General features: G+C 41.7%; 14 protein-coding genes. 5 read left to right on the forward strand and 9 right to left on the reverse strand.

The window, feature by feature from the left end:
• The first annotated feature begins 59 nt into the window (after positions 1 to 59).
• Positions 60 to 677, forward strand: coding sequence for a flavin reductase family protein (locus EBQ12_RS06835; protein ID WP_024718717.1), 618 nt, complete (start codon positions 60 to 62; stop codon positions 675 to 677).
• A 232-nt stretch (positions 678 to 909) separates the two neighbouring features.
• On the opposite strand, the gene rbsB is transcribed toward EBQ12_RS06835, so the two are convergent.
• The 9 genes from rbsB to EBQ12_RS06880 form a co-directional block, all read right to left on the reverse strand.
• Positions 910 to 1,827, reverse strand: a complete 918-nt coding sequence (rbsB, locus tag EBQ12_RS06840) for a ribose ABC transporter substrate-binding protein RbsB (RefSeq protein WP_125589437.1) — start codon at positions 1,825 to 1,827, stop codon at positions 910 to 912.
• Between the two features lie 13 nt (positions 1,828 to 1,840).
• A complete protein-coding gene (gene rbsC, locus EBQ12_RS06845) occupies positions 1,841 to 2,794 on the reverse strand; it encodes a ribose ABC transporter permease RbsC (RefSeq protein WP_007497532.1) in 954 nt (317 codons plus the stop codon).
• Between the two features lies 1 nt (position 2,795).
• Positions 2,796 to 4,277 carry a sugar ABC transporter ATP-binding protein gene (locus EBQ12_RS06850; RefSeq protein WP_125589439.1) on the reverse strand — a complete coding sequence of 494 codons (1,482 nt, stop codon included), beginning with the start codon at positions 4,275 to 4,277 and terminating at the stop codon, positions 2,796 to 2,798.
• Between the two features lie 15 nt (positions 4,278 to 4,292).
• On the reverse strand, positions 4,293 to 4,685 hold the full coding sequence (rbsD, locus tag EBQ12_RS06855) for a D-ribose pyranase (RefSeq protein ID WP_017360008.1): 393 nt from the start codon (positions 4,683 to 4,685) through the stop codon (positions 4,293 to 4,295).
• On the reverse strand, positions 4,682 to 5,560 hold the full coding sequence (rbsK, locus tag EBQ12_RS06860) for a ribokinase (RefSeq protein ID WP_125589441.1): 879 nt from the start codon (positions 5,558 to 5,560) through the stop codon (positions 4,682 to 4,684). Before rbsK ends, rbsD begins: the two co-directional genes overlap by 4 nt.
• Complete coding sequence (locus EBQ12_RS06865; protein ID WP_008343265.1) at positions 5,557 to 6,543, reverse strand: LacI family DNA-binding transcriptional regulator; 987 nt, start codon at positions 6,541 to 6,543, stop codon at positions 5,557 to 5,559. Before EBQ12_RS06865 ends, rbsK begins: the two co-directional genes overlap by 4 nt.
• Before the next feature lie 117 nt (positions 6,544 to 6,660).
• Positions 6,661 to 7,803, reverse strand: a complete 1,143-nt coding sequence (locus EBQ12_RS06870) for a Ger(x)C family spore germination protein (protein WP_017368178.1) — start codon at positions 7,801 to 7,803, stop codon at positions 6,661 to 6,663.
• Positions 7,793 to 8,890 carry a GerAB/ArcD/ProY family transporter gene (locus EBQ12_RS06875; RefSeq protein WP_125589443.1) on the reverse strand — a complete coding sequence of 366 codons (1,098 nt, stop codon included), beginning with the start codon at positions 8,888 to 8,890 and terminating at the stop codon, positions 7,793 to 7,795. Before EBQ12_RS06875 ends, EBQ12_RS06870 begins: the two co-directional genes overlap by 11 nt.
• On the reverse strand, positions 8,880 to 10,361 hold the full coding sequence (locus EBQ12_RS06880; RefSeq protein ID WP_125589445.1) for a spore germination protein: 1,482 nt from the start codon (positions 10,359 to 10,361) through the stop codon (positions 8,880 to 8,882). Before EBQ12_RS06880 ends, EBQ12_RS06875 begins: the two co-directional genes overlap by 11 nt.
• Positions 10,362 to 11,108: 747 nt before the next feature.
• On the opposite strand from EBQ12_RS06880, the gene pgsB reads away from it, so the two are divergent.
• From pgsB to edmS, 4 genes are read left to right on the forward strand one after another with little or no spacing between them, the layout of a single operon-like run.
• Positions 11,109 to 12,290 carry a poly-gamma-glutamate synthase PgsB gene (gene pgsB / locus EBQ12_RS06885; RefSeq protein ID WP_007497522.1) on the forward strand — a complete coding sequence of 394 codons (1,182 nt, stop codon included), beginning with the start codon at positions 11,109 to 11,111 and terminating at the stop codon, positions 12,288 to 12,290.
• Between the two features lie 15 nt (positions 12,291 to 12,305).
• The gene (gene pgsC / locus EBQ12_RS06890) at positions 12,306 to 12,755 is read left to right on the forward strand and encodes a poly-gamma-glutamate biosynthesis protein PgsC (protein ID WP_007497520.1); all 450 of its coding nucleotides are present in this window, start codon (positions 12,306 to 12,308) and stop codon (positions 12,753 to 12,755) included.
• 18 nt (positions 12,756 to 12,773) lie between these two features.
• On the forward strand, positions 12,774 to 13,940 hold the full coding sequence (locus EBQ12_RS06895) for a CapA family protein (RefSeq protein WP_017360004.1): 1,167 nt from the start codon (positions 12,774 to 12,776) through the stop codon (positions 13,938 to 13,940).
• A complete protein-coding gene (gene edmS / locus EBQ12_RS19330; protein ID WP_008343253.1) occupies positions 13,937 to 14,107 on the forward strand; it encodes an extrachromosomal elements maintenance protein EdmS in 171 nt (56 codons plus the stop codon). Before EBQ12_RS06895 ends, edmS begins: the two co-directional genes overlap by 4 nt.
• Positions 14,108 to 14,157: the final 50 nt, after the last annotated feature.

The raw sequence follows: 14,157 nt of genomic DNA on the forward strand, positions 1-14,157 counted from the left end.
GGGAAGAGAGAACTGGGTATGGTATGATGTCGTTACATACAAGAGGAGGCATGTCTGAAGTGATTACATTACAAATGGATCAGTTGTCACGAAAAGAAGCATATAAAGTATTATCTGGTTCCGTCGTTCCAAGACCCATTGCATTTATTACAAGCCTTTCTAAAGAAGAAGTCGTCAATGCTGCACCATTTAGTTTCTTTAATGTCATCAGTGGCCATCCTCCGCTGATCGCTGTTTCTATTGGACGTCGTCAAGGAGAGATGAAAGATACAGCAAAACATATCATCGACAGGGAAGAATTTGTTGTCCATGTGAGTGATGAAGCGATGATTGAAGATATTAATGAAACAGCTGCTACTTTGCCAGAGGAAGAGAGTGAGCTGACTCGTACCGGTCTTCATCAAGTGAAGAGCAGCGTGGTGTCAGTGCCAGGAATCAAGGAAGCACGCATTCGCTTTGAATGTCAGCTGGAAAAACATCTGACCTTTCAAAATGATGAAGGGGAGATCACAGTCGATCATATCATTGGCCGGGTGGTGTGTGCGCATTTAGATGAATCCGTCTATGATGCGGAAAAAGGATATATTTTTACGAATGAATTAAAGCCAGTTGCGCGCCTAGCAGGTAATGATTATGCCCATTTAGGCACGCCATTTGTACTGAAGAGGCCGGAATAACATCTAAAACCCCCGAGGCTATCGGTGGTCCAGCGTGTAGACAAACCCTCGCATTCTTTGTCAGTCCTGCGCTTCGGTGCTCACGAATGTCAATTCGCTCTGCTCCGGTGCTCGCCCTTCCTAGACTGCAAAGGTTTTCTATCACGCTGAAAAGAAGACAAAGGCTAAAATAAAGTTCATTTCAGCCTTTGTCTATAATCTAAAACCCCCGAGGCTATCGGGGGTTTAGTGTTTATTTCTTTTGTTCTAGTTTCAATGGAGCGGCGATATTTTTCTCTACCTTTTTCCCTTTTAATACATCGTCAGCAGCGCCGACTGCCAGTTGACCGATCAGCTCTGGCTGCTGCGCGACTGTTGCAGATAGTTTTCCTGCTTTGATCGAGTTGAGTGCATCTTCATTACCGTCGAAACCGACGACAAGAATGTCTTTTCCAGAGCTTTGGATGGCCTCTAGTACGCCAAGTGCCATTTCATCATTGTGGGCAAAAACGGCTTTGATGTCAGGGTTTCCTTGAAGAAGGTTTTCCATCACGTTGAGCCCTTTTGTCCGGTCGAAGTCAGCGGCTTGTTTTGCTGTGACATCTAACTTTTTGTCTGCAATTTGATGGAAACCTTTTCCTCGTTCACGTGTCGCAGAAGCACCTGGTACACCTTCTAGTTCAGCCACTTTTGCTCCTTTACCGACTTTGTCGATAATAAAGTTAGCTGCCATTTCGCCGCCTTTGATGTTATCAGAAGCAACAAGCGCTTCAACCTTTCCGCTTTCTGCCGAGCGGTCTAATGTGATGACCGGTATGTCTGAAGCATTCGCAGATTCGACAGCCGTTGATATGGCAGAGGAATCGGCTGGGTTAATGAGTAATGCATCGACCCCTTGTTGAATTAAATCTTCTACATCACTTGTTTGTTTGGCTGAATCATTTTGTGCATCGGCAATGACAACTTCGATGCCAAGCTTTTTCGCTTCTTTTGTCACACCGTTTTTAAGAGAAACGAAGAATGGGTTATTTAAAGTCGAGATCGACAGTCCGATTTTAATGTCTTTTTTCTTGCCATCCTTTGTTGATTTGGCCCACTCTGGCGGTTCAAGCGAGCAGGCAGAAAGCATGAATAGTGAGAGAGTCACGATCAGGATTACATATTTTTTCATAGCAGCTGCCTCCTTAAGCAGATTTCTTTCTGTCGAGTAGGACTGCAATCAAGATGACAATCCCTTTCACAACAGACTGATAGAATGATGAAACACCAAGTAAGTTCATACCATTGTTCAAGACCCCAATAATGAGTACACCGATGAGTGTGCCGACAATTCGCCCTCTTCCGCCGGACAGGCTTGTCCCGCCAAGTACAACGGCAGCAATTGCATCAAGTTCATACGACGTACCAGCTGTTGGTTGGGCTGAGTTGAGACGAGATGTTAAGATCGCACCTGCTAAAGCAGACATAAAGCCGGCTAAGGAGTAAATCATGATTTTGACGCGTGGTACTTTAATACCTGAGATGAGGGCTGCTTTTTCATTTCCGCCAATGGCATACGTTCTTCTGCCAAAAGGTGTTTTATGAAGCAAGACCCAAAGAACGATAAAGGTGAGAAGCATGGTGATCGCTGGAACAGGAATGCCTAAGAAATATCCACGGCCAAATAGCTGAAATGCATAGTTAGAGCCGAGCCCAGTAATTGGGTTTCCGTCTGTATAAACAAGCGTCAATCCTCTGAAAATCGTCATCGTCGCAAGTGTTGCGATAAAAGGAGCCATTTTTCCTTTTGTGATTAAAAGACCGTTGATCATTCCAAGGATGGCACCGATGATACATCCAACGATGATGGCAAGAATCGGGTCCAAACCAGATACAATAAAGCCGGCAGTCAGAGCACTAGACAGCGCTAGAATGGCACCGACAGACAAATCAATTCCTCCGGTTAAAATAACAAACGTCATGCCAAAGGCAATGAGGGCGTTAATGGAGATTTGTCTGAGTAAGTTTAAAATGTTTAATGGTTCTAAAAAGGCCGGATTTAAAATAGAAACAATGGCAACAAGGATGATGAGTCCTAAGAATGGCCCAAGCTTTTGCATGATGTTGTCAAATCGTCCATTTGAAGTAAGTGGTTTCATGTTACTTCCCTCCTGTAGCTAGTGTCATAATTCGTTCTTGTGTAGCTTCTGTTTTACTTAATTCTCCGCTGATAGTTCCTTCATGGATAACAAGCACTCGATCGCTCATCCCAAGAACTTCTGGGAGCTCAGAGGAGACCATCAAAATGGCAACGCCTCGATCCGTCAGCTCGTTCATGAGCTGATAAATTTCTCGTTTCGCCCCGACGTCGACGCCTCTTGTCGGTTCATCTAAAATCAGCACCTTCGGCTGAATGCCGATCCATTTGGCGATGACGACCTTTTGCTGATTTCCACCGGACAGGCTGCGTGCAGAAATTTCAGATGAAGCGGTTTTGATCGTGAGTCGTTTGATGAGCAGGTCAACAAAGTCCTGCTCGTTTTTCTTATCGATCAGCCCCTTTGGAGAGAAGCTGTCTAAGTTAGGCAAGCCGATGTTTTCCCGGATGGATGCATCTAGCATCAGTCCTTCATCTTTACGATCCTCCGTGATAAAACCGATGCCAAGTTTAACTGCATCACTTGGTTTTTTAATGACAGCCTTTTTCCCATGAACCCAAATTTCTCCTTGATCCAGGGGATCGAGTCCAAAGAGCGCCCGCATCATTTCCGTCCGGCCAGCACCCATTAAGCCTGCAACACCGACAATTTCTCCAGCTTTGACGGAAAAACTGACATCTTGAAAGCGGCCTTTCCTCGTTGCTTGCTTCACTTCTAGGACGGTATCACCAGTAGAAGGTGTGCGTTCAGGGTAACGATCGGTTAATTCGCGGCCGACCATTTTTTTGACGACTTCATGGAAATTCGTGTCCGGTATCGCTTTCGTATCGACCGTTTTTCCGTCACGCATGATGGTAATTCGGTCACAAATGGCGAAGATTTCTTCCATACGGTGAGAAATGTAGACGATGGAAACGCCTTCTTTTTTGAGTGATTCAATGACCTGAAATAGCTTTTCAATCTCACGGTCTGTGAGAGCAGCTGTTGGTTCATCCATAATAATGACCTTTGCATCGGTCATTAACGCTTTCGCAATCTCAATCATCTGCTTTTGTCCGACAGAACAGCTTCCTGCCTCTTGATCAAGCGAGAGGTTGACAGACAATCGGTCGAGCTGCGCTTGAGCGAGGGCTTTCATTTTCTTGGTGTCTAGGAGACCAAGTTTTGTATAGATTTCTTTCCCGATAAATAAATTCTCGAGTACCGTCATATCAGGCCATATATTCAGCTCCTGATGAATGAAGGCAATCCCGTTCTGCTCGGCTTCTTTCGGATTCTTGAAAGCGGTTTCTTTTCCGTCGATTTGAATCGTTCCTTGATCCAGGGAATAGAGTCCTGTCAGCAGATTCATTAACGTTGATTTTCCTGCCCCGTTTTCACCCATTAGTGCATGGACTTCACCTGTGACGAGGTCAAAGGAGACCCCGGCGAGAACGGTGTTTTTTCCAAAGGCCTTATGGATGTTATGCATTTCAATGTTCATAAGTGGCTCCTCCTTTTAAAAGATGACACCGGCATGAAGAATGCAGTTTGCGTATGGGGTGGCTTCACCCGTTCGAATCACTGCTTTTGCCTGTTTGGTCATGTCTTTAAATGTCTCGTGATCGACTTCATCTAACGGATGTGAGAACGCTTTCTTTAGAAATAAATGATCTCTCTCATTGGCTTCTTTGATTTCACTGGCGATCGTGATGTGTTCAACGGCCATTTCCTCAAGAAGAAGGGAAGTAACCTCCTGAAAGGATGGTGTGCCGATGGATAATGCAAGGTCGATCTTGACCGGGCCTTCTGGAATGGGCAGGCCGCAGTCTGCAATGACAATTGTATCTGTATGACCGAGGTCAGCAAGCACCTTGGCGATATGACTATTTAAAATACCATTTTTCTTCATTTCTTATTCTCCAATTCTTCTCTTGCTGGCATGCCGCCTTGAGCACCAAATTTTGTGACTGAGATAGATGCGGCTAAGTTGGCAAAGGCAAGTGCGTCGTATAGGGATTTTCCTTCTGTTAGTGCTACAGCTAGAGCGCCGTTAAAAGTATCACCAGCGCCTGTAGTGTCGACGGCTTTCACAGGATAGCCCGGTACCAACACTTCTTTTGATCCGTCAAAGTATCGAACACCACTTTTTCCTTCTGTAATGAGTAATTTGTTTGGATATTGGCGCAAAGCCTCTGCTATGGTGAGTCCATCAAACATAAGAGCTGCTTCGTGTTCGTTTGGCGTGATATAGGCAGCTTGATCTAATATTTGCTGAGAGACTTTGCGAGCTGGTGCGGGATTTAAGATGACTGGGATCCCTTTTTCGCTGCAAATGGCGCAGACGGCTTCGACTGTTTCTTCAGGAATTTCCTGCTGGATGAGGACGATTCCGATATTTTCAATAGAAGAAAGAGCACCTTTTACATAATGAGGTGTTACCTCATTGTTTGCTCCTTTGACGACAACAATGCTGTTATCCCCTTCAGCTAAAATGATATGAGCTGTTCCGCTTTCCATTTCGGTAACCGGTTTCATATAGGTGGTGCGAACACCTTGTGCTTGCAAATTGCTCATAATGTCCTGACCATATGCGTCATCCCCAACTCGGCCGATCATATATACATCTGCACCGAGCCTTGCGCTTGCTACTGCTTGATTGGCTCCTTTTCCCCCAGGGACCGTTTTAAATGATTCGCCTAGGACGGTTTCTCCGGCACTAGGACGTTTATTCGATGTAACAACTAAATCCATGGAACAACTTCCTACGACAACTATTTGACTCATTGTGAATCCACCTTTCTTGTGGTCTCTCGTTCAATAAAAGAGACGGGCATTTGAATAACTGCTTGATCTATTGGCTGTTTCTGAATGGCTTTAATGATCAGCTTTGCGGCTTCTTTCCCCATATCATAGGCAGGCTGCCGGATCGTTGATAAAGAAGGGAAGAGCAGTTCGCTTTGCGGAATATCATCAAATCCAATGATTTGGACGTCTTCTGGAATGGCTTTTCCAATACGAAGCGCTTCGTGTACGACGGCTGCTGCGACGATGTCATTGCTGGCAATGATGCCATCTGTTTCAGGGTACAGCTTGAAAAGAGCCTTGGCGCTTTTTCGGGCTTCCTGAAAAGAAAAAGAAGCGTTAGACATCACATGAAAGTTAGCACCTTCTTCAGTCAGAACATCAAGTGCGCCTTTGAATCTTTGCCGCGCCGTTTGAAGATGAGCGGGCCCTTTTAGCAATGTGATCTGCTGACTGCCGCGTTTGATTAATTCCATTGCAGCCATTTTCCCGCCTGCCGTAGCATCTGCAAACACAGAAGGCGCATTTGGAACGGTACGATCTAAGAAGACAACAGGCAGTTCATCATCATTGTACAAATCCGATTCAGGTTCGTTTGTGACAGCGATGACACCGACCACCTGGTTTTGCTTAAAGGTTTGTAAATAGGCCATTTCCTTCTCCCGATCTTCATCACTGTTTCCGAATAATAAGCGAAAACCGTTTGCATGAATCTCATCCTCAACGCCTCTAGCTAGCTGAGGGAAGAAGGGGTTTGTGATATCAGGTAAGATGAGACCAACTAATCTTGATTCTCTTTTAAAAAGGGATCGTGCCACTTCATTGGGGAAGTAGTTTAGCTCCTGCATCGCTTGTGTCACACGGGTTTTCGTATCAATATGGACGTATCCAGTATCGTTAAGCACGCGTGAAACAGTCGCAACAGACACTTGAGCAGCTTTTGCAACATCTTTAATTGTAGCCAATGGAGTGCCTCCCTTCTTTGATGTGTAACCGTTTACATAGATAGATTATCACGAAAGCATTGAAAAAACAATCTTAAAAAAATAAAAAAAGAAAAGAAAGAGGTCGTCTTCCTTTTCTTAACTAATAATGCCTGTTTGGGTAATGTTCACTTTGATTTTTGGGATGATTTTCACTTTTGGATAATCGGTGACCCAATTCATTTTCATATACTCATCATAATGTCTGACCCGGTATTTTCTGCCGAGGCTTAAGACGTCAGAATTTGCTTCTTGTAATGTAGCAACAATTTTTTCTGCTTCTTTTGTCAAGATGGTTGAAAGTCTTTTGTTGAGGATTTCAATTTTTTTGTCAGTATCAAGGTTATCTTTTGGGTACTCAATGACAGAAGTATTAAATTCAAATTTGAGTGAGTATGTTAAGTTTCGATGATCAGGATTTAGAATCTCGATGTCTCTCTTTACATCAGTGACTTGAATCGTAATGTAATTGTTTTCTTTTGACTTCATGTCGCTTCTCACTTTTTTTGTGAAGTTGGCATACTTGCCCATTTTTCCGTCCATGACGGTGAGCAAGATCGCGTCTTGACCGTACAACTCGCCTTTCTTCTTCTCATTATCAAATAGAGCAACCCCTTTTACACTAATTAATTTCTTCGATTGATCAAAATAGATTAACGGTAGTGTGAAGTCCTCTCCAGTTTGAAGCATTTTAGATCGAATACTTTGAATGTTTTTAGGTGCTACTTGGGAGGAGCGTGATGCGGTTGTGATCAAGTTATTTAAATAGTCACTCACGATGAGTTTTTCCTTCAGCAGCGAGTTAATCACTTCTTCACAGGTCCCCCCTTGAACAACGGCAAGATTTGCGAGGAGGGGACTTTTTGGATCACGATAAAACATATCTAAGTAGGGAAGAAGACGATTTTGGGCAAATTCATCACCGATCAGCATCACCCGCATTTTCGACATGTCTATTTTTTGATCCACTATCCGGCTGAAGTTGGTTCTCGCTTTTCTTAAAGTAGGGGCTTCAGTTGTGAGAAGAGTGGTTAAAAAGCTACCTGTATTTCCTTGTTCCATACTTTGAGACTGCTGCACCTTTCGATAAGTAATCGAGTATCTTGCATTTTCATCCTCTCCCTGATCAACAGCGGAGGTTAACACAAGAGAGATGTTCTTTAATAAATTTTGATCCCAGCAGCCAGGCATGAATATGAGAGAAACACACATGAGCAACGTCAGTATGTACTTATGACGCATGTGATTTCACCTTCCCTTTGCGATGTTTGATAAAGATGATAATGGCCATAAAGATTGGGAGTGTGTAAATAAATGAATATTGAGCGATGGTGGTAAAATCATTAAAACGCTGAATTCTAAAATTATCGGTTGCAAGATAACAGCTAGCCGCATAAATCAAAATGGCAAAATATAAGACATATTTTTTGTGTTCTTTTTTCTTAAGAATACTTGCCACGCCATTCGCACAAAAGTAAAGGTAATTACTGAGTGTAGCTAAAATGACAAATACCCAGAAACTAAGGAAAATTAAATCCGTCCGTTCAATCACACCGAACGAAATGGTTTTTAGTAGATAAAGAACTGGGTTGGGAATGATATTGAGCTCAATCGGACTGAAGAACATAAAACAAATCAATGTAATAAATAGGTAGTAAAGCGTCGTGCATATATTGGCAATGGTCATGACTTTATATCGTTCCTTAATGGTTCCTTTCATCAATGGAGAGATAATGAGGATCATCTCGAACCCGTTCATTGAGAGTACAACATCCTTTAATCCGAGCTGAAATTGAGAAAAATCAGTTTGAAAAAAAGGCAGGAGGTAATCGATATTGGTTCCTTTTAATGAATAGAGCATGATGAGAGATAGCATGAGCAAAAAGGGTGTCAAAACGAAGTTAAACCTGACAATGGCCGTAATTTGCTCCTTTGCAATGTAAATGATGGAGATCATCAGTAATAGATTAATGACCCAATTTGGTGTGAGCGGCAGTACCCAAATGCCAAGAATTCTTGTGAAAATGGATAAAACAACAATGCAGACGGAGGCGAAGTATAACGTATATAGTGCCACCAAAGTCCGGCCGATCCATTTTCCGAACACTTCAATTAAGGCTTGGAAAAATGATGTATCAGGATACTTCTGAATGATGTAAATAAAAATGGTGTTAATGATTTGAATGAAAAAACAGGCTAAGATAATCGCCATCCATCCATCGTGTCCCATGTCTTTCATCAGCAAATGGGGGAGAGCTAAAATACCGACACCAATTTGAGATTGAATGACAAAAAAGACAGCTTGAGGTGGAGATATTTTATTTTTCATCTTTATTTGTCCATCCTCTCAAATTTTCAATTTGCTCTTTCTTTTTTGGATTTAAGTAAGCAGGGCGCTTTTTGTACATCCACATCGGTAATCGAATCACGGTATCTTTTAAGTCCTGCCAGTTAAATGGAGCCACTGGTGATAAGTAAGGGACACCTAGTGATTCGAGGCGGCATAAATTCATCAATACGATCGACAGGCCGAATGAAATGCCAATAAACCCAAACATCGATGCCATAAACATGAGGGGAAAACGAAGCATACGAATGGTGGACGTCATTTCAAAGGATGGGAGGACAAAGGATGCAACAGCTGTCACGGCAACAACAATGACAAGGACATTCGAAATGAGTCCAGCTTTTACCACAGCATCTCCAATCACCAAACCGCCTACAATCCCAATCGTCTGACCAATTGGCTTTGGTAGACGCACCCCTGCTTCTCGTATGAGCTCAATCGTAATCTCCATCAGCATTGCTTCAATTAACGGCGGAAAAGGAATGCCGATAATGGAATTTTTCATCGTAATCGCTAATTCATCCGGGACTACCTCATAATGAAAGCCGATGACTGCAATATAAAAAGAAGGCAAAATCACTGCGATGATACAGGCAACATAGCGAAGAATACGAATGAATGTAGCCGGAATCCAGCGGCTATTGTAGTCATCTGGTGATTGAAAGAAACTAAAGAACGTAATAGGCAGAATGATAGCCATTGGGCTGCCGTCCATCAAGACGACAATTCTTCCTTCAAGAATGGCGGATCTCACTTTGTCAGGTCGTTCAGTGTCAATAAGCTGCGGGAAGATGGAATACGAATCATCTTCAATCGCCTCTACAATAGAACCGGGGCTAAGCAGCGTGTCTACTTTAATAGAAGAAATTCGTTTGTTAACCTCATCTATCTTTTCTTGATTGGCAATATCAGAAATGTAAACCGTCGCAACCTTTGTTTCAGATTTTGTACCGACCTTATGATACTGGATTGCAAGTTTTCGATCATTTAAGTGTGAACGCAGCAAATATAAATTGGTATCTAAACTCTCAACAAACCCATCATGTGCGCCTGCAATAATACTTTCAGAAGAAGGTTCAGAAATGGAACGCAGCGGCGGCTGCCCAACAGCAAATATTTTAATCTGTGCAGATTTTTCATCAAGGAAGGCAATACTCCCAGCAATAATACTGTCGACAATCAGCGTCAAGTCTCCTGTTTCGAGTGTACTAAGTGATTTTGTATAGTTCTGCTCTCCAGGAGGACCGAGCAAGTTGCCGATAATGAAGTCGTTTAATTTGCTTTCATCGACTCTAGTTTTAATAAAAAACAGCACTGATTTCGTTTCATTCACCATCAATTCCCGGTATTCAAAATCAGCGCTTTGTTGAAATGCTTTGTTCAGAATCCGAATCTTTTCCTCAAAACCGCCTGATAAAAAGTGTAAGCGTGTTTGCTCATTCGTATTTGGCATCTTTAGCCTCCTCTCACAGATTTTTTAACCATAGTGTAAGCCGAGAAGATGATTTTATGCGTCATCTTTGGGGAAAGCATGACACGCACCGACAACTTTCAACTAAAATCACATTAAAAATGTTAAGAAATGATGAATCTTGATAAAAAGAAATGAATAATGTTTCATTGTTTAGGTCATAAGGAGTGAATATCGTAAAGATAGGCTATAACAAAATGATTAATATTTGACATCTTATCCCATTTTTTTGTGACCTGGAAATAAGCAGATGACTTGATTTTTTGACAGGTGACCTTTGTCATAGGTCAACACATAGCGTTCTGACCAATGAGGATGACTTTCTAACCTGTTCATTTAAAAATATAAAATATTCTAAAACACGCACTATTCATTTAAAGCATTGATATGACTGATTTCATAGAGATGAAAGGACTTTAAAACATTGATTCAAAATACATCTTAATAATTGTCGAAAAATTTAGGGAGAAAAGGACAAAAGATTTTTCACTGTTTGATGGTAACGCTTTCTCTTGTTTGAAGCAGAAATTCAGTCGTCATTTTGTCCGTCTTTTGGCCTTTTCATTTGAGCGTGAGATAGGCAATTACGCCTTCTGTTTAGAGGAATTTGGCATACGAGGAAGTGAAAGATTATGTTACATAATACCGATTGTGATTTTATGCTGAACCTATATACTGTTGATTGAATTTACATATCACACTCATAAAAAAAGGAGATGTAGATAAGCGATGTGGTTAATCGTTATAGCCTGTGTCATCATGTTAGGGATTGGCTTTATTGAAAAGAAGCGTCATCAGAAAAATATCGATGCCCTGCCGGTACGCGTCAATATTAATGGTATACGCGGAAAGTCTACCGTTACAAGATTGACAACCGGTATCTTAATGGAGGCAGGTTATAAAACTGTCGGCAAAACAACAGGAACGGATGCAAGAATGATTTATTGGGATACGCCAGAAGAGAAACCGATTAAAAGGAAACCGCAAGGACCAAATATCGGAGAGCAGAAAGAAGTTATGAGAGAAACCGTTGAAAGAGGAGCAAATGCCATCGTCAGTGAATGTATGGCGGTGAATCCAGATTACCAAATTATCTTTCAGGAAGAGCTGCTTCAAGCGAATATTGGTGTGATCGTAAACGTTCTTGAAGATCATATGGATGTGATGGGGCCAACTCTTGATGAAATAGCTGAAGCCTTTACAGCGACAATTCCTTACAATGGGCACTTGGTTATTACGGATAGTGAATATACAGATTTCTTTAAAGAGATTGCGAAAAAACGCAATACTGAAGTGATTGTTGCAGATAATTCCAAGATTACCGATGAGTATTTACGGAAATTTGAGTACATGGTGTTCCCGGATAATGCTTCACTTGCACTTGGTGTCGCACAAGCATTGGGAATTGATGAAGATACGGCATTCAGAGGCATGTTAAATGCGCCGCCTGATCCAGGAGCGATGAGAATTCTTCCATTAATGGACGCAAAAACACCTGGACATTTTGTAAATGGATTTGCGGCTAATGACGCAGCATCTACATTGAACATTTGGAAGCGTGTGAAGGAAATTGGGTATCCAACAGATGAACCGATTATTATCATGAACTGTCGTGCGGATCGCGTAGATAGAACGATCCAGTTTGCGGAGGATGTACTTCCTTATATTGAAGCAAGTGATCTTGTCTTAATTGGTGAAACGACAGATCCAATTGTGAAGGCATTTGAGGATGGAAAAATTCCGGCTGACCACTTACACAACCTTGAATATCAATCTACAGAACAAATTATGAACATGCTTGAGAAAAAGCTTCATAATCGAGTGGTTTATGGAGTCGGCAATATTCACGGCGCCGCTGAACCTTTAATCGAAAAAATTCAAGAATACAAAATTAAGCAGCTTGTCAGCTAGGAGGAAATATAGAAAATGTTCGGATCAGATCTTTATATCTCGTTAATTTTAGGTGTTCTACTCAGTTTAATCTTTGCAGAAAAAACAGGAATCGTACCAGCTGGGTTGGTTGTTCCAGGTTATCTGGCGCTCGTCTTTAACCAGCCAGTCTTCATTTTAGTTGTTTTATCTGTCAGCTTGTTGACATATGTGATCGTTCGTTTTGGTCTATCGAAATTTATGATTTTGTACGGACGCAGAAAGTTTGCGGCGATGCTGATTACAGGAATTGCCTTAAAGCTCATATTTGATTTCTTCTATCCAGTAGTTCCTTTTGAAATAGCAGAATTCCGCGGAATCGGAATCATCGTGCCTGGATTGATTGCGAATACGATTCAAAAGCAAGGTCTTACGATTACCCTTGGAAGCACATTACTTCTAAGTGGTGCAACATTTGCCATCATGTATGTTTACTATCTATTTTAAGATAAGGTGTGTCCAATGATGAATAAAAAATTGAGCTTTCAGGAAAAGCTGCTGAAAATCACAAAGAACCAAAAGAAAAAGACGAATAAACACGTACTGATTGCTTTACCGATTGTCATTGCTTGTACATTTCTATTTACATTTATCGGGAAAGCACAAGTACCAACTGTAGAAAAGAATCCAGAAAACATCCTGACCGCTTCGTTTGTCGGAGATATTATGTTTGGAAGAAATGTAGAGAAAGTAACAGACCGTTATGGAAAGCAGCACCTGTTCCGCTATGCGAAGCCGTATTTTGATGTATCAGATTATGTAACTGGGAATTTTGAGCATCCAGTGGCTTCAGATAAGGAACAGGCAGCACAAAAGAATATTCATTTGAAAACAGATGAAGATTCTGTACAAGCGTTAAAGGATTTGAATTTCTCTGTACTAAACTTTGCGAATAACCATGCAGCAGACTACGGTGAAAAAGGCTTAAATAACACGATTGATGCCTTTGAAAAAGCTGACATGGATTATACAGGGGCAGGGCGCAACGTCAATGATGCGAAGCAGAACATTTCATACAAAGAAGTGAATGGCGTTAAAATCGCTACCCTTGGTTTTACAGATGTCTATGGAAAAGATTTTAAAGCAACAAATCGCAAGGCAGGTATTCTACCAGCTGATCCATCTATCTTTATTCCGATGATTTCACAAGCTGCTGAAAAGGCAGATATCGTTGTTGTTCATGCGCACTGGGGACAGGAATATAACAATGAAGTAAACGACAGACAAAGAGAGCTGGCAAGAGCGATGTCAAAGGCTGGTGCTGATATCATTATCGGTGCACACCCGCACGTTCTTGAGCCGATGGAAGTCTATAACGGAACAGCGATTTTCTATAGCTTGGGGAACTTTATTTTTGACCAAGGCTGGTCAAGAACACGTGATTCTGCCATTGTTCAGTATCATCTGAATGAAGATGGAAAAGCGACATTTGAAGTGGTTCCAATGTACATCAAAGAAGCGACACCTGCTCCAGTCAAAGCAGGATCTCTTGAATCAAAATCGATTATCCGTATGCTGACAAATGGCACGAATGCGGATTGGAAAGAAAAAGACGGACATATTTTCTTTGAAGTCGATCATTCTGATAAAGTTCAAACATTAAAAGAAAACGAGGGGAAGGATAAAAAATGAAATTCCTTAAAGCAAGCTGGCCGTTTGTTGCGTTAATTTTAGTCTTTGTCTTTATGTCTGCTTTTAAATTTAGTGACAGCCTCACAGATCATGAGAAACAAAAGATCTCGGTTGAAATGCAGAAAATTGAACAGCAAAAGCAGTCAAAAGCGGAAGCGAGTAAATAAAGAAATGATGATGAAAAGAGCACGCGAGGCGTGCTCTTTTTTGACGGAAA

It is taken from the genome of Bacillus sp. 2B09, assembly GCF_003946835.1.
Taxonomy (GTDB): Bacteria; Bacillota; Bacilli; order Bacillales; family Bacillaceae; genus Bacillus; species Bacillus altitudinis.